The organism is Microbacterium sp. PRC9, assembly GCF_031844125.1.
Lineage (GTDB): Bacteria > Actinomycetota > Actinomycetes > Actinomycetales > Microbacteriaceae > Microbacterium.
On the sequence record NZ_JAUZUR010000003.1, the window covers coordinates 541,988 to 562,621 of the forward strand.

Sequence of the window (20,634 nt, forward strand, 5' to 3'; positions counted from 1 at the left end):
GCGTGGCCGGGAGGCCCCTGTGGAACGCAAAGTCGGGACTCGAAGTCCACTCGGTCGCCTCGCCGCACCCGCGCGCCGGTCAGGGCATGATCGCGTCGCGCACGGCGCTCGCGCCGGCGAGCTGGCCGGAGGCGATCGCGGCGGCCAGCGACACCATCGGGCCGGGGACGGCCGCCAGGTGCGCCATATCGCCGCCCGCGTACACGCCGGGCACCGTGGTGCGCCCCATCGCGTCGATCTCGACACCGCCGCCGGGAAGGATGCCGCAGCCGAGCTGGGCCGCGAACGGGGCGCGCTGCGTCGCCGTCGCGGCCGTGAAGACGCCGGCGACGTTCTCGACCGAACCGTCGGCGAGCGAGAGCTCGAGCCCGCCGTCGACCTCGGTCACGAGCGCGACGTCGGCGGGGCGGGCGATGAAGGCGGAGGCTACGACGGGGCGCAGCATCCGTTCGATCATCCCGGCGTGCTCGCCGTCGATGAGGATGCCGACGCGCCGGCCGGCGAACTCGTGGCCGTGGCAGAACGGGCACTGTGCGACGAGGCGGCCCCACTGCTCGGCGAGGCCGGGGACCGGCGGCAGCTCGTCGCGCATACCCGTCGCCAGCACGAGGCGCGCGGCGCGCTCGGTGCCGTCGGCGGTGGTCACCTCGAAGTCGCCGAGCGACCCCGACACGGCGGTGACGGCCGTCGTGCGCACCTCGACGGTGTCGTACGCGGCGAGTTCGTCGCGGGCGATTCCGCGCAGCTCGGCAGGGCTCCGGCCATCGTTGGTGAGGAGGTTGTGGGCGTGCGCGACCGTCGCGTTGCGGTACTCGCCGGAGTCGAGCAGGAGCACGGTGCGGTGCATGCGGCCGATGGTGAGCGCGGCCTGGAGGCCGGCCGGGCCGCCGCCGATCACGATGACGTCGTACATGAGTGATCCTCTCGTCGGGTTGCGTCTGCCTCGATCCTGTGACTTCATGTCGACATGAAGTCAAGTCTGCCGATCGGAGACGCCGCCGCCAGGTTCTCGCTGCCCACGAACGTGCTGCGGCACTGGGAGGACGTGGGACTGCTGCGGCCCGACCGCGACGGAGGTGGGCGCCGTCGCTACGGCGACGACGACCTGGTGCGCATCGGCGTGATCGTGCGCAGCAAGAACGCCGGCATGAGCCTCGAGCAGATCGGCGTGCTGCTGGACGAGCAGGCGCCCGAGCGGCATCGCGTGCTCGAGGAGCACCTCGCCGACCTCGAGCGCCGCATGGCCGACATGGAGCGCTCGCGGCGCATGACGGAGCACGCGCTGCGCTGCCGCTCCCACGACATCACGACGTGTCCGCGATTCCGGGCGATCATGGACGAGGTCGTGGCGGGGACCGGGCGCTGGCGAGAAGCCGAGGAGCCTGTGGAGAGCGGGCGGGTGTCCACGGATCGCGGCGTGCAGGGCCGGGAGGCGGCATCCGCTCGTTAACATGAGTCGGTGAACACTCCGCCTCTGTCTGCCGAGCAGGAGGCGCTGTTCCGGCTCATCGAAGACACCCGCGAGCACGTGTTCGTGACCGGGCGCGCGGGCACCGGCAAATCGACGCTGCTGCAGCACCTCGCGTGGAACACGAACAAGCAGATCGCGGTGTGCGCGCCGACGGGCGTCGCGGCGCTCAACGTCGAGGGTCAGACGATCCACTCGCTCTTCAAGCTGCCGCTCGGCATCATCGGCTCGCACGACGAGGACCAGTCGGACGCGACCCGCAAGCTGCTCAACGCGATCGACACCCTCGTCATCGACGAGATCTCGATGGTCAACGCCGACCTCATGGACGCGATCGACCGTTCGCTGCGCAAGGCGCGGGGGCGGCGCGGCGAGCCGTTCGGCGGCACGCAGATCGTCATGTTCGGCGACCCGTACCAGCTCGCGCCCGTCCCGCCCCGCGGCGACGAGCTGCGGTACGTGCAGGACCACTACCGGTCGTTCTGGTTCTTCGACGCCAAGGTGTGGGTGGGCGAGGCGGCGACCGACGGCATCCTCGATGTCGGGTCGTACGGCGCCGACCTCAACATCCGAGAGCTCGTCGACATCCACCGCCAGTCCGATCCGGCGTTCAAGGCGATGCTCAACGCCGTGCGGTACGGCCGCGTGACGGCCGACATCGCCGAGGTGCTCAACACGACCGGCGCGCGCACTCCCCCGGACCCGCTCGACGGCGAACACCCGATCATCACGCTCGCGACGCGCAACGACATCGTCAACAACATCAACCGCCGCCACCTCACCGAGCTCGTGGGCCGGGAGCAGACGGCGATGGCGGAGGTCAACGGCGACTTCGGACGAGGGGATGCCGCGTACCCGGCCGATCTCGAGCTCAAGCTGAAGGTCGGCGCCCAGGTGATGTTCCTGCGCAACGACACCGCCGCCTTCGGCGAGCCGCCGCGGTGGGTCAACGGCACGATCGGAACGGTCACCCGCATCGCCGGCGAGACCGTGCGGGTCGACGTCGAGGGCGAGGAGTTCGACGTCGAGCCGTCGGTGTGGGAGAAGTACCGCTACTCGTACAACCCCGGGTCCAAGACCCTCACCCGCGACATCGTGGCCGAGTTCACGCAGTTCCCGCTGCGGCTGGCGTGGGCGGTGACGATCCACAAGTCGCAGGGCAAGACCTACGACCGCGCGATCATCGACCTCGGCTCCGGGGCCTTCGCGCCGGGGCAGACGTACGTCGCGCTGTCGCGACTGACCTCGCTGGACGGGCTGTACCTCTCACGGCCGCTCAGGCCGCGCGACATCCAGGTCGACCCCGACGTGCGGCGGTTCATGGCGTCCGCGGTGCGGGGAGCGCCGGTGGCCTGAGGTGCGCCCCGGCCCGCAGCATCCGTCCCCACCACCTCGCGGGGTTCGGAGGGGCCGCGAGTCAGGCGACGTGCGAGGACTGGGCGGACTCCGCGGCCTTGGCGGCGGCGAGGTCTTCGAAGAGCTCGGTGTTGAAGCGGTAGGCGAGCAGCACCTCGTCGATCACGCGCTCCTGCTCCGCGGCATCCCACGGGGCGGCGTCGAGCTGCTCGCGGTAGACGTCCTTGAAGGCCTTCGGGTCGGCGATGTCGTCGAACAGGTAGAAGCCGATGCCGTTCGTCTCGAACCCGAAGCGGCGCGCCATCAGGCGCCCGATGAACTGGCCGCCCGAGAGGTCGCCGAGGTAGCGCGTGTAGTGGTGGGCCACGAAGCCACCCGCCCACGTCGCGCCGACCTCGTTGATGCGGTCGACGTAGCGGCGCGTCGTCGGCAGCGGCTCGATGCGCTCGCGCCAGTCGGGACCGACGAGGAACCCGAGGTCGGCCTCGAGCGCGGGCAGCCGCGTGAGCTTGTCGGAGATGAAGACCCTCGCGACCGGGTCGTTGCGCATCTGGCCGGCGGTGCGCTCGAGCGCCTCGTAGATGAACCAGTGCTGCACGACGAGGGCGACGTAGTCCTCGCGCGTGCCCTCCCCCTTCATGAGATCGGCCATGAAGCCGGAGTGCTCGCTCGACGAGTGCGAGCTGCTGGAGCGCTCGCGCAGGGCGGCGGAGAACGGGATCGGGTCGCTCATACCTTCATGCTAACTGAAGATAAGGCGAACCTAACCCACTGATTTCCTACGCGTGCGGCCGGGGCTCGATTCCGAGGCGGTGGCACGCCTCGTCGTACAGGGCGACGATCTCGCGGCGCACCTCGCGGCGCTCCGCGATCGGACCCGACGGCCACGGCACGGCGATCTCGGCGGTCGAGCCGTCGGCGAGCGTGGCCTCCCAGACGCCCCGGTCCCCGTCGAACCCGGTCATCGTCGCGGCGCTGATCTCGGCGTCGGCCACTCCCGCGTCCGCGGCGAACGCCCGCGAGATCAGGAGGTTGTCGCCGGCGTGATCGCCGTTCATGTGGCCGAGCACGCCGGTGAGGGCGGCGTCGTCGAAGTGATGGGTCATGCCATCACCCTACGGATCGCCGTTCAACGCAAGCGACCATGGTGTGTTTGAATTCATTGCACGATCATCGGGGGGTGAGAATGCGGACCCGCTCCACACATCGACGCGCCATCGCGGTCGTCGCCGGTGCCCTGACATCCGCTCTGCTCCTCGCCGGGTGCTCGTTCGACGGCGACATCGAGCCCGATCTGCCCCCTCAGACGACCGCGGCCTTCGCCGACGAGACCGTGCAGCAGCTGACGGATGCCGTCACCCACGCGATGGGGGTCACCGGGTCGTCCGGCGCGATCGTGGGCGTGTGGGCGCCGTGGAGCGGGAGCTGGGTCGCCGGCCTCGGGACGCAGCGTCCGGACGGCGGGGGCGAGGTCACCGACGATCTGGTGTTCCGTGCGGGCAAGGTCACGCGCGCCATGACGTGCGACGTGCTGTTCGAGGCCGCCGCCGAGGGCAAGGTCAAGCTCGACGACAGCATCACCGACTACGTCTCGGGCGTGCCCGACCTGAAGGACGTGACGCTCATCGAGCTCTGCGACGGGACGTCCGGCATCGGCTCGTACGCGGGCCAGCTGTACTCGTCCTGGCTCTCGAATCCCGACCGGAACTGGGATCCTCGCTATCTGGCGAGCTTCGGACTCGGCCAGCCACGCACGGCCGACCCGGGCGCGGCCTACCGCGACTCGGACGCCGGGTACGTGCTGCTCGGCCTCGCACTGGAGCGCGCCACCGAGAAGACCGCCGCCGCCCTCATCCACGACTACGTCGCCGACCCGCTCGGGCTCGATGCCACCGCGCTCGGCGATCTCCCCGCCTCGGGCATGCTCAAGGGTGGGCAGTCCGTCAACAACGCCGAGGGTGCGCTCGACTGCGCACAGCCGCTCGATCTCACCACGGCCTCGTCGAGCAGCGGCTTCACCGACGCCGGCGCGATCACCGACATCCATGACCTCGGCCGCTACGTGCAGGCGCTGGCGTCCGGTTCGCTCGTCGAGGACGACGACCGATTCAACGCGCCGGTGGCGGTCGCCGCCGATGCCCCGTCGTGGTACGCCGCGGACGGCGGTGCGCTCATCGCCGGCTCGCTCATCGGCCAGTACGGCAAGGTGCCCGGGTACATCACCGCGGCCTTCGCCGACCCCACGACCGGGCTGACGGTCGCGATCGTCCTCAACAACTCCGCGGCCGATGCCGCGGTGGGCGAGTACCTCGCGTGGGAGCTCGCGGCGATCGCGTCGAAGACGCCTGCCACCGCGGGCGAGACGGCACCCGAGGCCGGTCTTCCCTGGACCTCCGAGCAGTACCACGCCGCGATCGACACGCTCGCGGTCTGCACGCCGCCGGCGTCGGAGTGAACGCGGGCGCAGACTCCGCAGGCGCGTCGATCTCGGGCGGTGGCCGCTCGGGCAGCTCGCCCGCGATCCTGCTGGTGATCGCGGGCCTCGCGTGCCAGGAGGTCGGTGCGTCGATCGCCGTCCTGCTGTTCCCCCAGGTCGGCCCGCTCGGCATTCTCATCGCTCTCCGGCGCCTCCCGGCGGCCGTCTTCGCGATCCTGATGAGTCTCGCGCCGGCCACCGCGGCCCTCGCGGGGTTCATATTCCTCGGACAACATATGACGTGGCTCGAGGTCCTCGGCATCGCACTGGTCATCGCCGCGAGCATCGGCGCGATCCGGTCCTCCGCCCGCGCTGCGCGCGAGTCCGCGGAGCCGATCGCCTGACCCACGGCGTGCGCCGCGCCGCAGCATCCGCATTCGCTCCGTCAGCATGCGAGACCGCACAGAAGCACCGATCCCGGCGGATGCGCGGTGCTGTCGTGCGGTCTCGCCCAGAGGTGGGTGCTGCTCGGTAGCATCAGGGCGTGACTCAGGCGCAGACGAGATGGGCGGTCCTCGGGCCGGGGTGGATCAGCCGGGACTTCGTGGTCGGACTGCGGGCATCGGAATACGGGATGCTGCATGCCGTGGGCAGCTCGTCGGCCCCGCGCGCGGCGGCGTTCGCGGCGGAGCACGGGGCCGAGGCATCCGGAACCTACGACGAGATCCTGGCGCGCGACGACGTCGACGCGGTGTACATCGGGACAGTGCATACGGCCCACGCCGACCTCGCGATCCGTGCTCTCGAAGCGGGCAAGGCCGTGCTGTGCGAGAAGCCCGCGAGTCCGACGCTCGCGGAGGTCGAGCGGATCCTGGCGACCGCCGAGCGCACGCAGCGGCCCTTCCTCGAGGCGTTCAAGACGCGCTTCGGTCCCTTCGCCGACGCGCTGCGGGAACTCGCCGCGGGCGGCGAGTTCGGAGGCCTGGAGCATTTCGGGGGTGCCTTCGGCTTCGACGCCGGAACACGCGAGGGGCGTCTGTTCGACCCGGCGGTCGGCGGCGGCGCGATCCTCGACGTCGGCTGCTACCCGCTGGCGCTCGCGATCGACCTCGCGGCCGCGGCCGGACAGCCGATCGACGCGCCGGAGTACCGCAGCTTCCAGGCAGAGCTCGTCAACGGCGTCGACGGGTGGGCGACCGCTGAGGTCGGTTTCGGCACGGTGACGGCGGAGCTGGCGACGTCGGTGGTCGAGGACCTCTCCGACGTGGCGATGCTGTGGTTCGGTGAGACCGAGACCGACGTGCTGCTGCCGAATGTGTGGGGCAGTCGCACCGAGAGCCCGTCGACGCTGATCGTGCGCCGCGGGACCGACGAGCGGGTCGTCGAGCTGCCGGTGGTGCAGCCGATGGCCGCCGAGGCCGACGCGCTGTCGCTGGCGCTCGCCGAGGGCCGGCTGGAGGTGCCCGAGATGCCCTGGGCCCACACGCGTGCCGCGGCTCGCGTGCTCACCGACTGGCGCGCGGCCGCCCTCGCCGGCTGACGGGGTGGGCCCGCGTCACTCCCAGGTGTGCACGGGCTCGTTCGTGTGCATCGCCTCGCGGTACTCGAGCAGGGTGGCGCGCAGCGCGTCGTAGCGGTCCATGTCGGCCCGGCGATGCATGCGGTCCGTGAACCAGCCGGCGCCCGTGACCCCGGTGAGGCATCGTCCTTCGATGATGCCGAGCAGGCGATCTCGGACGGATGTCTCCACGCCCCACGCCTCGAGACCCCGGTGCGCCAGCGGCAGCAGGCGCCGCAGCACGAGCTCCGTCGCGGGCACCTGGCCGGCGCCGGGCCAGTATTGCTGGGCGTCGATGCCGTCGCGGGCGGCGCTGTGGAAGTTCTCCTCGGCGGCGGTGAACGACAGCTGCGACCACAGCGGCCGGTCGTTCTCGGCGATCGCGCGCACGAGCCCGAAGTAGAACGCGGCGTTGGCCATGATGTCGGCGACGGTGGGCCCGGCGGCGAGCAGGCGGTTCTCGACCCGCAGGTGCGGCACGCCGTCTGCGACGTCGTAGATCGGGCGGTTCCACCGGTAGACCGTGCCGTTGTGCAGGCGCAGCTCCGCGAGGGCCGGGATGCCGCCGTCGTCGAGCACGGCCATCGGGTCGTCGTCGTGGACGATCGGCAGGAGCGCGGGGAAGTACCGGACGTTCTCCTCGAAGAGGTCGAAGACGGAGGTGATCCAGCGCTCGCCGAACCAGACCCGCGGGCGCACGCCCTGCACCTTCAGCTCTTCGCTGCGGGTGTCGGTCGCCTGCTCGAACAGCGGGATCCGCGTCTCGTGCCACAGCTGCTTGCCCAGCAGATACGGCGAGTTCGCCGACATCGCGAGCTGCACCCCCGCGATCGCCTGCGAGGCGTTCCAGTACGCCGCGAACGAGTCCGGTGAGGTCTGGACGTGCAGCTGCGTGCTGGTGCAGGCCGCCTCGGGAAGGATCGAGTCCGCCGTCGTGAGGAGCCGCTCGGGCCCGTCGATCTTGATCAGGATGTCTTCGCCGCGCGCGTCGAGGATCTGCTCGCTGAGCAGCCGGTACCGCGGATTCGCGCTGATGCTGTCGGGCCGCAGGTGTCCCTCCGCGAGCGTGGGCAGGATGCCGATCATCACGAGGTGCGCGCCGACCGTCGCCGACCGCTCCTCGGCGTGGTTGAGACTGCGCCGCAGCCCCTCCTCGAAGGTCGTCAGGCCGCCCTCGCGCAGGCGCGCGGGCGGCACGTTGATCTCGATGTTGAACTGTCCGAGCTCGGTCTGGAACGCAGCATCCGCTATCGCTTCCAGCGCCTCGGCGTTGCGCAGCGCCGGGTCTCCCGCCTCGTCGACGAGGTTCAGCTCGACTTCCAGGCCGGTCAGCGGGTCGTCGGTGTCGAAGTGCGCTTCGCGCAGCATGCGCGCGAACACGTCGAGGTTGCGCCGGACCTTCTCGCGATGGCGTGTGCGGTCGGCGCGGGTGAACTCCTGTGCCGGGACGTCCTCCCCCATGGCGGAACTCTAGCGAGCCCCGGGCGTTTGTGCGCCTACGCGCCGCGGGGCGGAGCGGTCGAGCCGCGGACGTTCAGCGTGGGGTTGAGCACGACGCGGTGCACCGGGCGTGTGGGGTCCTCGATGCGCCGCGCCAGCAGGTCGACGGCCGCCCGACCGACGGAGTGGCGGGGCGGGCTCACGGCGGTGAGCGCGGGCGTGAAGAGCTCGGCCACCTCGTCGTCGTAGGCGACGACCGAGAGGTCGCCGGGCACCGAGATCCCCCGGTTCAGCGCGAGATCGACGAAGGCCATCGCCTCGGGGTCGGAGTGCACCAGGATCGCCGTGACCGAGTTCGACAGCGCGGCGTCGAGCGTGGCGTCGACGACCGCCGAGAAGTCGGGGCTCGTGCGTGGCGGCAGGCTCGTCTCGAAGTGGTCCGACGGGGTGAGGCCGAGCTCGAGGCAGGCGGCCTGCCAGCCGGCGGCGATCTTGCGCGAGGTCGGCGAGTCCCGCGCGATGATCAGCCCGACGCGGCGGTGGCCGAGCGAGGCGAGGTGCCGGGCCGCGAGCACGGCGCCGAGCGCGTGGTCGGTCGTGACGTTCTCGACGGGGCTGCCGTCCGGCAGCACCACCGCATCGCGCTCCACCAGCACGTTGGGGACACCGCAGTCGGCGAGCCACTGCACAACGTCCTGCGCGTGGGGCGTGTCGGTGTTCGGCGCGACGACGAGCCCGCGCACACCCTCGGTGTGGACGAGCCGCTCGAGCACCGGGCGCTCGTCCTGCAGCTCGTACGACGCGCCGCGCAGCACGACGCGCAGACCGTGGCGCGTCGCCTCGGTCTCGGCGCCGCGCACGACGCTCGGCCAGTAGAAGCTCAGCGACGGCACGAGCATCGCGATCGATCCGGTACGGGTGGCGGCGAGCGGATGCCCGGGCTCGACGTCGTCGAATCCCCCGGCGGGAGGCACGGCGCCGCCGTGGACGCGCACGAGCAGGCCTTCGCGCTCCATCTGGGCGAGGTCGCGGCGCAGCGTCACCGGGGCGACGCCGAGCTCGTCCATGAGCTGCGCGACCCGCACGGCGCCGTCGCGCTCGAGCGTGGCCATCACGTGCGCCCGCCGTTCCGCGGCCAGCAGCGCCGGAGTCTGGTCGGTCATCGGGCGTCCTCCGCGTTCGTCAGGTCCAGTTCTACCGTGACGGCGACCGAGTCGGCCGTCGTCACGTCCAGATCGAGCCGGGTGAGTCGCGCGCCCCACACGCCGGACAGCACCGGGTCGTCGAGCTCGCGCACCACGAGAGACGCCTCCACGCCCGCCGGCCACGAGATGCGGACGGGCGTCGCGCCGTCGAGCGGCATGACCGTGACGGATGCTGCGTCCCTGCGCACGTCGCCGGCCAGCAGCATCCGCACCTGGGTCTTCTCGTCCGTCCGGGGCGTTTCGCCTGTGCGTTTCGACTCGCAAGCTCGCTCAACGACCACGTTCCTCGCTCGCTCAACGAGCGGGGGGAGCGCGGGTGTCCACGCGTCCTCGATCACGACGCGCCGCGTCTCACGCTCGAGGCGCACCGTGCGCCGCCACGGCGCCGCGTCGGCGTACGCACCCGAGAGGTCGAGCGACAGCGACGCGTCATCGACGGACACCTCGACGCCGGATGCCGCGAACTCGGCGCCGGGGCTCTGCTCGACACCGCCGATCACGGGCACGTTGTGCCACCCGCTCTGCATCGTCCAGATGTCGTAGCGGCCGGGGCCGAAGGTCTGCAGGGTGTACGTCGGCCGGCCCGCGTCGACGATGACGGGCACGCCGTCCGACGCGACGACGAACGAGCCGACGTCGTTGTGGTTGTGGTGCTCGCCGTTGTGCCCGCCCTTGACGGCGACCGTCAGGCCCCGCGCAGTCCCGCTGTGCTCACGGGCCAGCAGCACCTCGGTCGAGGGCAGCCAGACGTCGCGCGGGAACGGTGACGTCTGGAGTGCCGCGCCCACCCAGGCCGGATCCGTGATGCCGCGCAGCAGGCGCCCCAAGCCCTCGTGCTCGGTGGCCGCGGGCGTGCCGGCGTGACGATGCGACGCAGCGTGGGCGGCAGCATCCGTGTCTCCGGTGTTCCGCGCCGCACGATGCAGGGCGTGCCACGGCTGCCGGTCCGTGATGCGCGCCTGACCATCGGCGAGGTTCAGGTACCAGTCGCCGCCGAGGTGCATGCGGTGCGGGAAGGCGACGGTCTCGCGCAGCGCCGGGATGCCGGAGGCGTCGAGCACTCCCCCGGTCGCGTGGCGCACGATGTCGAGGGCTTCGAGGGCGCGGCACGCGCCGTTCCACCAGTACGCGTACCCCTCGTCGATGGCGCCGTCGGCCGGCAGCACCGAGACGTATCGGTCGATGCCCTCGATGGCCAGGGCGACGATGCGCGCCCGCTCGTCGGCTTCGGCCGGGTCGTCGAGCAGCCGCAGCGCCGCGGTGATCACGTTGCCGTGGATCCACGGGTTCCAGTTGTGCACGTCGCCGTCGAGGCCGATCCAGTGCCAGTCGCGGCGCTCGATGAACGGCTGGAACACGCGCACGCGCGCCTCGTGGCGGATGCGGGAACGGATGCCGGGGTACCGGGCTTCGAGCCGTGCACCGAGGAGCTGGTCGACCCACGTGAGCAGGGCGACCGCCTCGCCCGCGCCGAGGTCGAGGTACGGGGCGGTCACCGTCGGGAGGACGGATCCGCGCTCTCGGAAGGCGTCGTCGTGGGCCGGCCAGCACCACGTGCTCTGCTCGCAGATCAGCCAGACGCCGTCGAGCACCTCGGCGAGCCACGCGGGGCCGAGCTCGGGGTCGTCGGCGTGGTGCGCGGCGGCGATCGCGGCGCGGGCCAGGCGGAACTGGCGCTCGAAGACGACGGTCTCCCACCCGACGCGGTCGCCGTCGTCGTGGATGCGCGCCGCGGCGGTGGCGAGGGGGACGCCCCACGGGCGGCCGAGATCCGCGTGCGCCCGGGCGAGGACGTCGGCGACGGCGACGGGATCGGCGCTGCCGTCAGGTCCCCAGACGGCGCGGTCCTCGGCGGGTGCCACCGGGAGCGCGCGCTCGGGCCCCGCAAGGAGGGAGGCGAGTGCCGCGCCGAAACCGGCGGCGTCGATGCCGGCCCGCCGGTGGTAGGCGGCGGCCAGCTCTCCCTGGAACGTCGCGGGAGAGGCATCCGTCGCGGTCGTCAAGGTTCCTCCTCGTTGATTCACCATGGGTGGGGGATCCACCTCGCAGTGAGGCTCGTTATGAACCCAAAGCGATCATAAACGATCATAACGAATCTCAAACAACCTTGCAATGAACGAATTGGGTTGCTACAGTCCCAAACGTTCGCTTTCCGCTGATCTGATTCCGGCGGCGAGAAGAAGGCATCAAGGGAGATCCCAGTGACGGTCCAGCAGCCCACCACGTCGGCGCACATCGCGACGGGCTTCGATTGGACACGCGACGAATGGCTCGCCTACGCCGACCGCCTGCTCGACACCGCCCGCACCCACGCGTCGCCCGGTGCCGGCCGCATCCACTTCCCGGGCGCGGAGGGCGGCTACGGCCACGCCGTCGACGGGCTCGAGGGGTTCGCCCGCACCTTCCTCCTCGCCGGATTCCGCATCGCGGGGGCGCGTGGGCAGGGCACCGAGGAGCTCGCCGACTTCTACCGCCGCGGCATCGTGACGGGCGTCGACCCCGAGGCCGAAGACCGCTGGGTCCGTCTCGACGAGCACGCGCAGGCCAAGGTCGAGGCGGCATCGCTCGCGCTCGTGCTCGACATGACGCGCCCGTGGATCTGGGACCGCCTCGACGCTCTCACCCAGCAGCGCGTCATCGACTACCTCGCGCCCGTCGTGGGCGATGCGACGTACCCCAAGACGAACTGGCTGTGGTTCCGCGTCGTCGTGCAGACGTTCCTCCGTTCGGTCGGCGGGCCCTGGTCGCAGGGCGACATCGCCGACGACCTCGCGCTGCACGATGTGCTCGTGCGCGAGGACGGCTGGATCTCGGACGGCTTCGAGCGCTCGTACGACCACTACGTCGGCTGGGCCCTGCACACCTACCCCGTGCTGTGGTCGCGCATGCAGGGCGCTGAAGAGCTCGCCGCCGGCCGCACGCCCGGCGACATCGCGCGCCTCGACCGCTTCCTGCAGGACGCGGTCACCCTCGTCGGCGCCGACGGCTCGCCGCTCGTGCAGGGCCGCAGCCTCATTTACCGCTTCGCCGCCGCCGCCCCGTTCTGGGTCGGCGCGATCGCCGAGGTCCCGTCCGTGCCGCTCGGGCAGCTGCGCCGCGCGGCGAACGCCGTGGTCGCACACTTCGACCACGCCGGCGTTCCGACGGCGGACGGCGTGCTCACCATGGGGTGGCACCACGAGTGGCGCGAGCTCGCCCAGTCCTACTCGGGCCCGGGTTCGCCGTACTGGGCCGTGAAGGGCCTCCTCGGCATCGCGCTCCCCGCGGACCACCAGGTGTGGGCCGCCGAGACCGAGCCGCTGCCGATCGAGTCGGGCGACGAGCTGCGCACCGTGCGCCCTGCCGGCTGGGTGATCTCGGGCACGCAGGCCGACGGCATCGTGCGCATCGTCAACCACGGCACCGACCACGCCGCAGGCGGCAGCCTCGTCGGCGACTCGCCCCTCTACGCCCGCATCGGGTACGCGACGGCGGCGGGCCCGCTCGCGAACCAGCGCGCGTTCGAGGAGCCCCTCGAGCAGTCCGTCGCCCTGGTGGACGCCGCCGGCCGCGCGACCCATCGCGCGGCGATGGACCTCATCGATGTGCGCGTGCAGGACGACGAGGGCGGCCGCGTCGGCATCGCCGCGTCCGTCTCGCGCGCCCACTGGATCGACCTCCGCCCGTCGGCCCAGCGCCACGGCTCCGGCATCGACGGCGAGATCGAGATCGCCGGCCTCGTCGAGGTGCACTCGCTCGTGCGCGGCCCGTGGGAGGCGCGCCTCGTCCGCGTCGCCGCGCTCGAATCCGGCGTCGACGCCGCGTCGCTCCGCCTCCGCGTGGGGGGCTGGGCTCTGGCAGACGCCCAGACCCCGCGCTCCTCAATTGAGGAGCTGAGCCGAGATGAGGGAGCACACGCCGGGTCGGCCTCCGCATCTCAGCTCTCGTCCTCAGATGAGGATGCAGGAGGTGGCACGGATGCTGCCGCCTCGGTCGTCGCGAAGGGGCTGAGCAGCAGCATCCGTCCCCTCCTCGGCGACGGTGAGGCGAGCATCGAGACGCGCGAGGACGCCAGCCCGCTGGGGCCTGTCGCCGGTGTGCCGCTCGTGTCGTTCCCGGTCGAGCCGGGCACGTGGAGCGCGACGCTCGTGGAGCTCACCACCGAAGACCTCGCATCGCCCGCCGATGCCGCACAGGTCGTCCTCGACGAGGACGGCGACCAGACCACCGCCACGGTCACCTGGCCGGACGGAACGGCGACCACGAGTCGCCTCGCACACCCCGGATCCCCCGCGAACCGGTAACCCGATGGGCCCGAGGACGGGTCCGCAATCACAAAGGAGTACCCCCAGAATGAAGCGCTCATACGCTGCCGCGGCCGGCATCGCCGTGGTCGCAACGCTCGCTCTCGCCGGCTGCAGTGGCGGCGGCGACGACGCGGCCGCGCCCGAGGAGTCGTCGGGTCCGGTCACGCTCTCCCTCTCGGGCTGGAGCCTCGACACGACGCCGGAGTTCCAGGCGCTCGCCGACGCGTTCCACGAGGAGAACCCCGACATCACGGTCGAGCTCAAGGGCTACGACGCGGCGGAGTACAACACGCTGCTCACCGCCGACCTCGCTGCGGGCTCCGGCCCTGACATCATCACGCAGAAGGAGGTCAAGTTCGTCCCGACGTTCGTCGAGGGCGGCCAGCTCCTCGACGTGTCGGATGTCGAGCTGCCCGACGGCATCAGCGGCGCCAAGTCGTACGAGGTCGACGGCACGGCGTACGCGGTGCCCTACCGCAACGACTCGTGGGTCCTGTACTACAACAAGGCCCTCTTCGACCAGGCCGGCGTCGAGTACCCCGACGGCTCGTGGACGTGGGACGACTACAGCGACGCCGCGGCGGCGCTGACCGAGGGCATCGCCGCTGCGGGCGGTTCGGCCAAGGGCGCGTACCTCCACAACTGGCAGTCGACCGTCCAGGGCTTCGCGAACGCGCAGTCCGACGGCGACATCCTCAAGGGCGAGTACGACTACATGGAGCCGTTCTACGACAACGTGCTCGCACTGCAGTCGGCCGGCGACCAGGTGGACTTCAACACCGCCAAGGCGAACCAGCTCACCTACCAGGGCGAGTTCGGCAAGCAGAACGCCGCGATGCTCCAGATGGGCACGTGGTTCGTCGCGACGCTGATCGCGCAGCAGGCCTCGGGCGACGCCGACGACTTCGAGTGGGGCATTGCACCGATCCCGCAGGTCTCGTCGAAGACCGCGGGTCTGGAGAACACCCCCGTGACCTTCGGCGACCCGACCGGCTTCGGCATCAACGCCGGCATCGACGAGTCGAAGGTGGCCGCGGCCAAGAAGTTCCTCGCCTTCGCGGCCGGTGAAGAGGGCGCCCAGGTGCTCGCGAACATCGGCATCACCCCGGCGCTGCTGACCGACTCGGTCGTCGAGACCTACTTCTCGGTCGACGGGGCTCCCACCGACGACCTGTCGAAGTTCGCGTACTCGACGCACGAGGTGCACCCGGAGAACCCGACGTCGAGCAAGACGGCGGCGATCCAGGGCATCCTCGGCGACATGCACACCGCGATCATGTCGGGCTCCAAGAGCGTCTCGGACGCCATCAAGGAGGCCCAGGACCGCGTGGCCAACGAGGTCGGCACCGACTGATCTCTCCGGGCCCACCGGGGCCCGACCCGGTGGCCGGTCCGCACCCTGCGGCGGACCGGCCACCGCCCCCCGACGTCACCACCCCACTGGAGGTCCGCCATGGCGACCATCACCGCCACAGAGGCCGGCACCGCGCCGCCGCCCGTGCGCCCTCGGCGCTCGAAGCTGCGGCTGCGCAACACCCTCATCGGGTGGAGCTTCATCCTTCCGAACTTCATCGGCTTCGGGCTGCTCACGCTCATCCCGATCATCGTGCTGTTCTACATGTCGTTCACGAACTGGAACGTGTTCGGCAAGGCCGACTGGGTCGGACTCGCGAACTTCCAGCGCCTCATCGGCGACGGCAGCTTCCGCATCTCGGTTCTCAACACCCTCTACTACTCGGCGCTGCACATCCCGCTGACGATCCTCGTGTCGCTGGGTCTCGCGCTGCTGCTGAACAACAAGCTCCGCGGCGTCGCCTTCTTCCGCACCGCCGCGTTCTTCCCGTACATCACCTCGATCGTCGCGATCGCGGTCGTGTGGAACCTGCTCTTCAGCCCCGAATACGGCCCCATCAACGAGTTCCTCCGCTTCATCGGCATCCAGAACCCGCCCGGATGGCTCACCTCGCCCGAGTGGGCGATGCCCGCCGTCGTCATCGTCGGCACCTGGCGTGACATGGGCTACTACATGATCCTCTTCCTCGCGGGCCTGCAGACCGTCCCGCGCGAGCTGCACGAGGCCGCCCGCGTCGACGGCGCGAACGTGTGGCAGCGGTTCGTCAACGTGACGCTGCCGTGCCTGCGTCCCACCATGTTCTTCGTCACCGTGATGCTGACGATCAACTCGTTCAAGATCTTCGACCTGATCCTCGTCATGACCGACGGCGGCCCGGGTCAGTCCACCCTCGTGATGTCGCAGTTCATCTACCGCAAGGGCTTCGAAGAGAGCCAGTTCGGCTACGCGTCGGCCGCTGCCGTGGCGCTGTTCTTCATGTGCATCATCGTCACGATCGTGCAGTTCCTCTGGAACAAGAAGCGGAGCAGCTGATGGCCGAGCAGATCGAGAAGGACGCCGAGCTCCTCGTCTCCGACTTCACCGCCCCCGCGGGCGCGCGTCGCGGACTGCGCAAGCTCGCCGAACAGACCCCGGAGCCGCAGCCCCAGGTCGCCTACACCGAGAAGATGACCCCCGGCCGCCGTATCGCCCGGATCGCGATGTACGTCGGACTCGTCATCTTCGCCATCGGACTGCTCGCGCCGTTCGTGTGGATGGTGCTGAGCTCGTTCAAGTCGGCCAACGAGGTCTTCTCGGTGCCGGTGAAGTGGCTCCCCGAGACGTGGGTGTGGCAGAACTACATCGACATCTGGACCGAGTCGAACATGCTCGTCTGGATCCGCAACACGCTGTTCCTGGCCGTGGTCGTCACGTTCCTGCAGGTGCTGACCGGCTCCTTCGCGGCGTACGGCTTCGCCCGCATGCGCTTCCGCGGCCGCGACGTGCTGTTCCTGCTCTACGTCGGCACGATCGCCGTCCCGTGGCAGTCGTACATGATCCCGCAGTTCATCCTGCTCTCGAACTTCAAGGTGTCGAACACGCTGTGGTCGATCATCCTGCTGCAGGCGTTCGGTGCGTTCGGCGTGTTCCTGATGAAGCAGTTCTACGAGACGATCCCCGAGGAGCTCTCCGAGGCGGCACGTCTGGACGGCCTCAGCGAGTACGCGATCTGGCGCAGGATCATGCTGCCGCTGTCGATCCCGGCGCTCGCCTCGCTGACGCTGCTCACGTTCGTGAACACCTGGAACGACTACCTCGGGCCGCTCATCTACCTGCGCAACCCCGACCTCTGGACGATCCAGCTCGGCCTCAAGGGCTTCGTCTCGAACCTCTTCGACACGAACTACGCACTGCTGTTCGCCGGCCTGACGATCTCGGTCATCCCGATCGCGATCATCTTCCTGCTCGGCCAGAAGTACTTCGTCGAGGGCATCGCGACGAGCGGTCTGAAGGGCTGAGGCCATGAAGAAGCTCAACGGGCTGGTGTCGCACGAGACGTGGGCGTCCCTCATCGGGATGATCTATCTCGGGCTCATCGTGAACCTGCTGCTGGTGGTCTCGTCGCTGCCGCTCGTGGTGCTGCTGGTCACGACCGACCCGCTGTACTCGTGGCCGCTGCTCGCGATCGCCGCGCCGCTCGCCGCCCCTGGTCTCGCTGCCGCGTTCCGCGCGTTCCGCGAGCACGGGGAGGGCGGGCTGGGCCCGATCCGCGCGTTCGTCGCGGGGCTGCGCGCCACGTGGCGCCGTGCACTCCTGATCGGCGCGGCGGTCGCGGCGGTCGTCGTGGTGCTGCTCGTGGACGTACGGATGCTGTCGACCACGGCCGTCGCCGTGTTCACCGTCCCGCTCCTCGGGATGCTGGCGCTGCTCGCGATCGCGGTCGGGCTCGTCGCCCTCGTCGCGATCTCGGAGGTGCCGACCGCACGCCTGCGCGACGTGCTGCGGGCCTGCCTCTACCTGAGCCTGCGCCGCTGGTACCTCACGGCAGCGTCGCTCGCGGCCTTAGCGGCCCAGGTCGCCGTGTTCGCCACCGCGCCCGCCCTCGGGCTCGGCCTCACGGCCTCCGCTGCCCTCTTCTTCGCGTGGACCAACTCGCGCTTCACGCTCCGCCCCGTGCTCGATCTCGACGAGAAGGCCGCCGCGCAGGCCTGAGCCCGCGGCATCCGTTCTCTGCATATACCTCAGAAGGAATCTCTCCATGACGTCCACCTCGCCCGCCGCGGGCACCACCGAGACCACGACCGACGCGGCCATCGCTGCCGCGCTGTCGACGATCCGGCGCAACATCGCGAAGTTCGGCGGTGCGTACCCCGACGACACGACGGTGGACGACCGCTACGAGCTGCGTCCTGCCGAGGGCGGCATCCCGCTCGGCGGCAACCGCGGCTGGACCACGAGCTTCCGCACCGGCCTGCTGTGGCTCGCCTGGGAGCTCTCGGGCGATGAGGACTATCGCGACGCCGCGCGGATCGACGCGGCCGACTTCGAGCGTCGCGTGCGCGCCGAGGAGGACCTCGACACCCACGACCTCGGCTTCCTCTACACGCTGTCGACGGTCGCCGCGTGGCGCCTGGTCGGCGACCCGAAGGCGCGTGACGCGTCGCTGCTCGCCGCCGACCACCTGATGCGCCGGTTCCTCGAGCCGGCGGGCATCATCCAGGCATGGGGCGACCTCTCCGACCCCGCCCAGCGCGGACGCACCATCATCGACAGCCTCATGAATATGCCGCTGCTGACATGGGCCCACGAGCAGACCGGCGAGGAGCGCTTCGCGGACGCGGTCGTGCGCCACACCGCGCAGCTGCGCGAGCACATCCTCCGCGAGGACGACTCCACCTTCCACACGTTCTACTGGGACGCCGAGACCGGCGACGCCCTCCGCGGCGGCACCGAGCAGGGCGCGGCCGACGAGTCGTGCTGGGCGCGCGGGCAGGCGTGGGGGATCTACGGCTTCGCGATGAACTACGCGGTGACCGGCGACGAGCGCCTGCTCGAGGCATCCCGTCGCTGCACGGAGTACTTCCTGCGCCACCTGCCGGCCGACGAGGTGCCGTTCTGGGACCTCGTCTACACCGACGGCAGCGATGCGCCGCGCGACAGCTCCGCGGCGGCGATCGCTGTGTGCGGCCTCCTCGAGCTCGCGAAGGTCGAGACGGATGCTGAGCGAGCCGCCGAATGGACTGCCCGGGCGCACTCGATCCTGGCGTCGCTCATCGCGAACTACACCCCGGTGAACGCCGAGGACGCCGACGCGCTGATCCTGCACTCGGTCTACGACCTGCCGAAGGCCAACGGCGTCGACGAGGGGACGCTCTGGGGCGACTACTTCTACCTCGAGGCTCTGATGCGCGTCGCGCGTCCGGAGTGGAGGAAGTACTGGTGAGGCTCGTCACCTATGCGGGTGCGGACGGCGCCCGTCCGGCCGCGGTCGTCGCGGGCGATCGCGTGCTCGACCTCGGCGGGATCGCCGGCTCGGTGACGGAGCTGCTGTCATCGGACGCCGCACTGGACGCGGCGCGGGCCGCGGTGGCGTCGGCGGATGCGGATTCCCTGCCGGTGGTCGATGCGGCGGACCTTCTCGCTCCCGTCGTGCCGGGCAAGATCCTCTGCCTCGGGTACAACTACCGCGGACACGTGCCGGACGGCGTCGACCCGACCGCGAACGACCCGGAGTATCCGGACGTGTTCGTGAAGACGTCGAACACGCTCGCCGGCCCGAACGACGCCGTCGTGATCCCGCCGGGTGCGACGGACGTCGACTACGAGGGCGAGGTGGCCGTGGTGATCGGCCGGCGCGCGCAGCGCGTGTCACTCGAGGACGCCCTCGACCACGTCGGCGGCTACACGATCCTCAACGACGTGTCGGACCGCGCGTGGCAGCGCCGGCAGAGCCAATGGGCGCTGGGCAAGTGCTCCGACGGCTTCGCGCCGCTCGGGCCCTGGGTCGTCACGCCCGACGAGGCGCCGGACCCGCAGGACCTCCTCGTGGAGGTCGTGCGCGACGGGGTCGTAACGGTGTCGCAGTCGACGTCGACCACGATCTTCAGCGTGGCGTACGTCATCCACCACCTCAGCCAGGTGCTGACCCTCGAGCCGGGCGACATCGTCTCGACCGGAACGCCGCAGAAGCTGCCCGCCGCCCAGGACGCGCACCGCCCGCTCGCCGGCGGCGACGCGGTCACCGTGCGCATCTCGGGGCTCGGCGAGCTCACCACCCGATTCATCGCAAGCCAGGAGTCCGCCGCATGATCCTCGATTCGTTCCGCCTCGACGGCAAGGTCGCGCTCGTCACCGGCTCGAGCCGTGGGCTCGGCCAGGGCGCCGCTGTCGCCCTCGCCGAGGCCGGCGCCGATGTGGCCCTCCTCGACCGCGGCGACGCGTCGGCGACCGCCGAGCTCATCGAGGCCACCGGCCGCCGCGTCCACCGCGTGCAGCGCGACCTCGTGTCGGCCACGCCCGACGAGCTGTCGTCGGCGGTCGACGAGGTGATCGCCGAGCTCGGCGGCCTCGACATCCTCGTCAACAACGCCGGCACCATCCGGCGTGCGCCCGCCGCCGAGTACCCGCTCGGCGACTGGGACGACGTGCTCGCCATCAACCTCGACGCGGTGTTCCACCTGTCGCAGGCCGCGGGCCGCCACATGCTCGCGAACGGCGGCGGACGCATCATCAACGTCGCGTCGATGCTGTCGTTCCAGGGAGGCATTCTCGTTCCGGCATACACCGCCTCCAAGCACGCCGTCGCCGGGCTCACCAAGGCGCTGGCGAACGAGTGGGCGGCCGCGGGCGTCACCGTCAACGCCGTCGCCCCCGGTTACATGGCGACCGACAACACCGCACCGCTGCGTGCCGACGAGGACCGCGCCGCGTCGATCCTGTCTCGCATCCCCGCAGGACGCTGGGGCGAGGCATCCGATCTGCAAGGCGTGTTCGTCTTCCTCGCCTCCGACGCCGCCGCCTACGTGACCGGCGCCGTCATCCCCGTCGACGGCGGCTGGCTCGTCCGCTGACC

General features: G+C 70.8%; 19 protein-coding genes. 13 read left to right on the top strand and 6 right to left on the bottom strand.

Going from position 1 to position 20,634, the window contains the following annotated elements; genetic code table 11:
- Nucleotides 1-79: 79 nt before the first annotated feature.
- Nucleotides 80-913 carry an NAD(P)/FAD-dependent oxidoreductase gene (locus Q9R33_RS09295; RefSeq protein WP_311293564.1) on the bottom strand — a complete coding sequence of 278 codons (834 nt, stop codon included), beginning with the start codon at nucleotides 911-913 and terminating at the stop codon, nucleotides 80-82.
- 54 nt (nucleotides 914-967) lie between these two features.
- On the opposite strand from Q9R33_RS09295, the gene Q9R33_RS09300 reads away from it, so the two are divergent.
- Both Q9R33_RS09300 and Q9R33_RS09305 read left to right on the top strand, forming a co-directional pair.
- Entirely contained in the window at nucleotides 968-1,450 is a 483-nt protein-coding gene (locus Q9R33_RS09300; protein ID WP_082496800.1) for a MerR family transcriptional regulator, read from the top strand.
- A gap of 9 nt (nucleotides 1,451-1,459) precedes the next feature.
- Complete coding sequence (locus Q9R33_RS09305; protein ID WP_310244031.1) at nucleotides 1,460-2,824, top strand: DEAD/DEAH box helicase; 1,365 nt, start codon at nucleotides 1,460-1,462, stop codon at nucleotides 2,822-2,824.
- Between the two features lie 61 nt (nucleotides 2,825-2,885).
- Here the strand turns inward: Q9R33_RS09305 and Q9R33_RS09310 are convergent, their stop codons facing one another.
- Together Q9R33_RS09310 and Q9R33_RS09315 are read right to left on the bottom strand one after the other, a co-directional pair.
- A complete protein-coding gene (locus Q9R33_RS09310; protein ID WP_311293565.1) occupies nucleotides 2,886-3,557 on the bottom strand; it encodes a biliverdin-producing heme oxygenase in 672 nt (223 codons plus the stop codon).
- 46 nt (nucleotides 3,558-3,603) lie between these two features.
- Nucleotides 3,604-3,930, bottom strand: coding sequence for a DUF2470 domain-containing protein (locus Q9R33_RS09315; protein ID WP_311293566.1), 327 nt, complete (start codon nucleotides 3,928-3,930; stop codon nucleotides 3,604-3,606).
- An 80-nt stretch (nucleotides 3,931-4,010) separates the two neighbouring features.
- On the opposite strand from Q9R33_RS09315, the gene Q9R33_RS09320 reads away from it, so the two are divergent.
- From Q9R33_RS09320 to Q9R33_RS09330, 3 genes are all read left to right on the top strand, one after another.
- Nucleotides 4,011-5,279 (top strand): serine hydrolase, encoded by a 1,269-nt coding sequence (locus tag Q9R33_RS09320; RefSeq protein ID WP_311293590.1) that lies wholly within the window; start codon nucleotides 4,011-4,013, stop codon nucleotides 5,277-5,279.
- Complete coding sequence (locus Q9R33_RS09325) at nucleotides 5,276-5,644, top strand: EamA family transporter (protein WP_396654079.1); 369 nt, start codon at nucleotides 5,276-5,278, stop codon at nucleotides 5,642-5,644. The genes Q9R33_RS09320 and Q9R33_RS09325 overlap by 4 nt, the downstream gene beginning before the upstream one ends.
- Before the next feature lie 140 nt (nucleotides 5,645-5,784).
- Nucleotides 5,785-6,780 (top strand): Gfo/Idh/MocA family oxidoreductase, encoded by a 996-nt coding sequence (locus Q9R33_RS09330; protein ID WP_311293567.1) that lies wholly within the window; start codon nucleotides 5,785-5,787, stop codon nucleotides 6,778-6,780.
- A gap of 15 nt (nucleotides 6,781-6,795) precedes the next feature.
- Here Q9R33_RS09330 and Q9R33_RS09335 read toward each other — a convergent pair whose 3' ends face one another.
- From Q9R33_RS09335 to Q9R33_RS09345, 3 genes are read right to left on the bottom strand one after another with little or no spacing between them, the layout of a single operon-like run.
- Nucleotides 6,796-8,259, bottom strand: a complete 1,464-nt coding sequence (locus tag Q9R33_RS09335) for a glutamate-cysteine ligase family protein (RefSeq protein WP_311293568.1) — start codon at nucleotides 8,257-8,259, stop codon at nucleotides 6,796-6,798.
- Nucleotides 8,260-8,294: 35 nt separating this feature from the next.
- Nucleotides 8,295-9,401 (bottom strand): substrate-binding domain-containing protein, encoded by a 1,107-nt coding sequence (locus Q9R33_RS09340; protein WP_310244021.1) that lies wholly within the window; start codon nucleotides 9,399-9,401, stop codon nucleotides 8,295-8,297.
- Nucleotides 9,398-11,446: a heparinase II/III family protein gene (locus tag Q9R33_RS09345; protein ID WP_311293569.1), complete on the bottom strand. Its 2,049-nt coding sequence runs from the start codon at nucleotides 11,444-11,446 to the stop codon at nucleotides 9,398-9,400. The genes Q9R33_RS09340 and Q9R33_RS09345 overlap by 4 nt, the downstream gene beginning before the upstream one ends.
- Nucleotides 11,447-11,644: 198 nt before the next feature.
- Here Q9R33_RS09345 and Q9R33_RS09350 point away from each other — a divergent pair, with 198 nt between their 5' ends.
- The 8 genes from Q9R33_RS09350 (at nucleotide 11,645) to kduD (ending at nucleotide 20,632) form a co-directional block, all read left to right on the top strand.
- Nucleotides 11,645-13,726, top strand: coding sequence for a DUF2264 domain-containing protein (locus tag Q9R33_RS09350; RefSeq protein ID WP_311293570.1), 2,082 nt, complete (start codon nucleotides 11,645-11,647; stop codon nucleotides 13,724-13,726).
- A 49-nt stretch (nucleotides 13,727-13,775) separates the two neighbouring features.
- Nucleotides 13,776-15,083: an extracellular solute-binding protein gene (locus Q9R33_RS09355; RefSeq protein ID WP_310244014.1), complete on the top strand. Its 1,308-nt coding sequence runs from the start codon at nucleotides 13,776-13,778 to the stop codon at nucleotides 15,081-15,083.
- 99 nt (nucleotides 15,084-15,182) lie between these two features.
- Nucleotides 15,183-16,115, top strand: a complete 933-nt coding sequence (locus Q9R33_RS09360) for a carbohydrate ABC transporter permease (protein ID WP_056365819.1) — start codon at nucleotides 15,183-15,185, stop codon at nucleotides 16,113-16,115.
- Entirely contained in the window at nucleotides 16,115-17,080 is a 966-nt protein-coding gene (locus Q9R33_RS09365; protein WP_082496801.1) for a carbohydrate ABC transporter permease, read from the top strand. The genes Q9R33_RS09360 and Q9R33_RS09365 overlap by 1 nt, the downstream gene beginning before the upstream one ends.
- A gap of 4 nt (nucleotides 17,081-17,084) precedes the next feature.
- Nucleotides 17,085-17,774 carry a ferredoxin-NADPH reductase gene (locus tag Q9R33_RS09370; RefSeq protein WP_311293571.1) on the top strand — a complete coding sequence of 230 codons (690 nt, stop codon included), beginning with the start codon at nucleotides 17,085-17,087 and terminating at the stop codon, nucleotides 17,772-17,774.
- A gap of 46 nt (nucleotides 17,775-17,820) precedes the next feature.
- Entirely contained in the window at nucleotides 17,821-19,005 is a 1,185-nt protein-coding gene (locus Q9R33_RS09375; protein ID WP_310244007.1) for a glycoside hydrolase family 88 protein, read from the top strand.
- A complete protein-coding gene (locus Q9R33_RS09380) occupies nucleotides 19,002-19,871 on the top strand; it encodes a fumarylacetoacetate hydrolase family protein (protein ID WP_311293572.1) in 870 nt (289 codons plus the stop codon). The genes Q9R33_RS09375 and Q9R33_RS09380 overlap by 4 nt, the downstream gene beginning before the upstream one ends.
- Nucleotides 19,868-20,632, top strand: coding sequence for a 2-dehydro-3-deoxy-D-gluconate 5-dehydrogenase KduD (gene kduD, locus Q9R33_RS09385; RefSeq protein WP_311293573.1), 765 nt, complete (start codon nucleotides 19,868-19,870; stop codon nucleotides 20,630-20,632). Before Q9R33_RS09380 ends, kduD begins: the two co-directional genes overlap by 4 nt.
- Nucleotides 20,633-20,634: the final 2 nt, after the last annotated feature.

What these genes read in the sequence shown, in the direction of transcription:
- Q9R33_RS09295 (WP_311293564.1), bottom strand. Translation starts at nt 913, where the DNA reads ATGTACGACGTCATCGTGATCGGCGGCGGCCCGGCCGGCCTCCAGGCC.
- Q9R33_RS09340 (WP_310244021.1), bottom strand. Translation starts at nt 9,401, where the DNA reads ATGACCGACCAGACTCCGGCGCTGCTGGCCGCGGAACGGCGGGCGCAC.
- Q9R33_RS09355 (WP_310244014.1), top strand. Translation starts at nt 13,776, where the DNA reads ATGAAGCGCTCATACGCTGCCGCGGCCGGCATCGCCGTGGTCGCAACG.
- Q9R33_RS09310 (WP_311293565.1), bottom strand. Translation starts at nt 3,557, where the DNA reads ATGAGCGACCCGATCCCGTTCTCCGCCGCCCTGCGCGAGCGCTCCAGC.
- Q9R33_RS09365 (WP_082496801.1), top strand. Translation starts at nt 16,115, where the DNA reads ATGGCCGAGCAGATCGAGAAGGACGCCGAGCTCCTCGTCTCCGACTTC.
- Q9R33_RS09300 (WP_082496800.1), top strand. Translation starts at nt 968, where the DNA reads ATGAAGTCAAGTCTGCCGATCGGAGACGCCGCCGCCAGGTTCTCGCTG.
- Q9R33_RS09320 (WP_311293590.1), top strand. Translation starts at nt 4,011, where the DNA reads ATGCGGACCCGCTCCACACATCGACGCGCCATCGCGGTCGTCGCCGGT.
- Q9R33_RS09315 (WP_311293566.1), bottom strand. Translation starts at nt 3,930, where the DNA reads ATGACCCATCACTTCGACGACGCCGCCCTCACCGGCGTGCTCGGCCAC.
- Q9R33_RS09360 (WP_056365819.1), top strand. Translation starts at nt 15,183, where the DNA reads ATGGCGACCATCACCGCCACAGAGGCCGGCACCGCGCCGCCGCCCGTG.
- Q9R33_RS09335 (WP_311293568.1), bottom strand. Translation starts at nt 8,259, where the DNA reads ATGGGGGAGGACGTCCCGGCACAGGAGTTCACCCGCGCCGACCGCACA.
- Q9R33_RS09375 (WP_310244007.1), top strand. Translation starts at nt 17,821, where the DNA reads ATGACGTCCACCTCGCCCGCCGCGGGCACCACCGAGACCACGACCGAC.
- kduD (WP_311293573.1), top strand. Translation starts at nt 19,868, where the DNA reads ATGATCCTCGATTCGTTCCGCCTCGACGGCAAGGTCGCGCTCGTCACC.
- Q9R33_RS09370 (WP_311293571.1), top strand. Translation starts at nt 17,085, where the DNA reads ATGAAGAAGCTCAACGGGCTGGTGTCGCACGAGACGTGGGCGTCCCTC.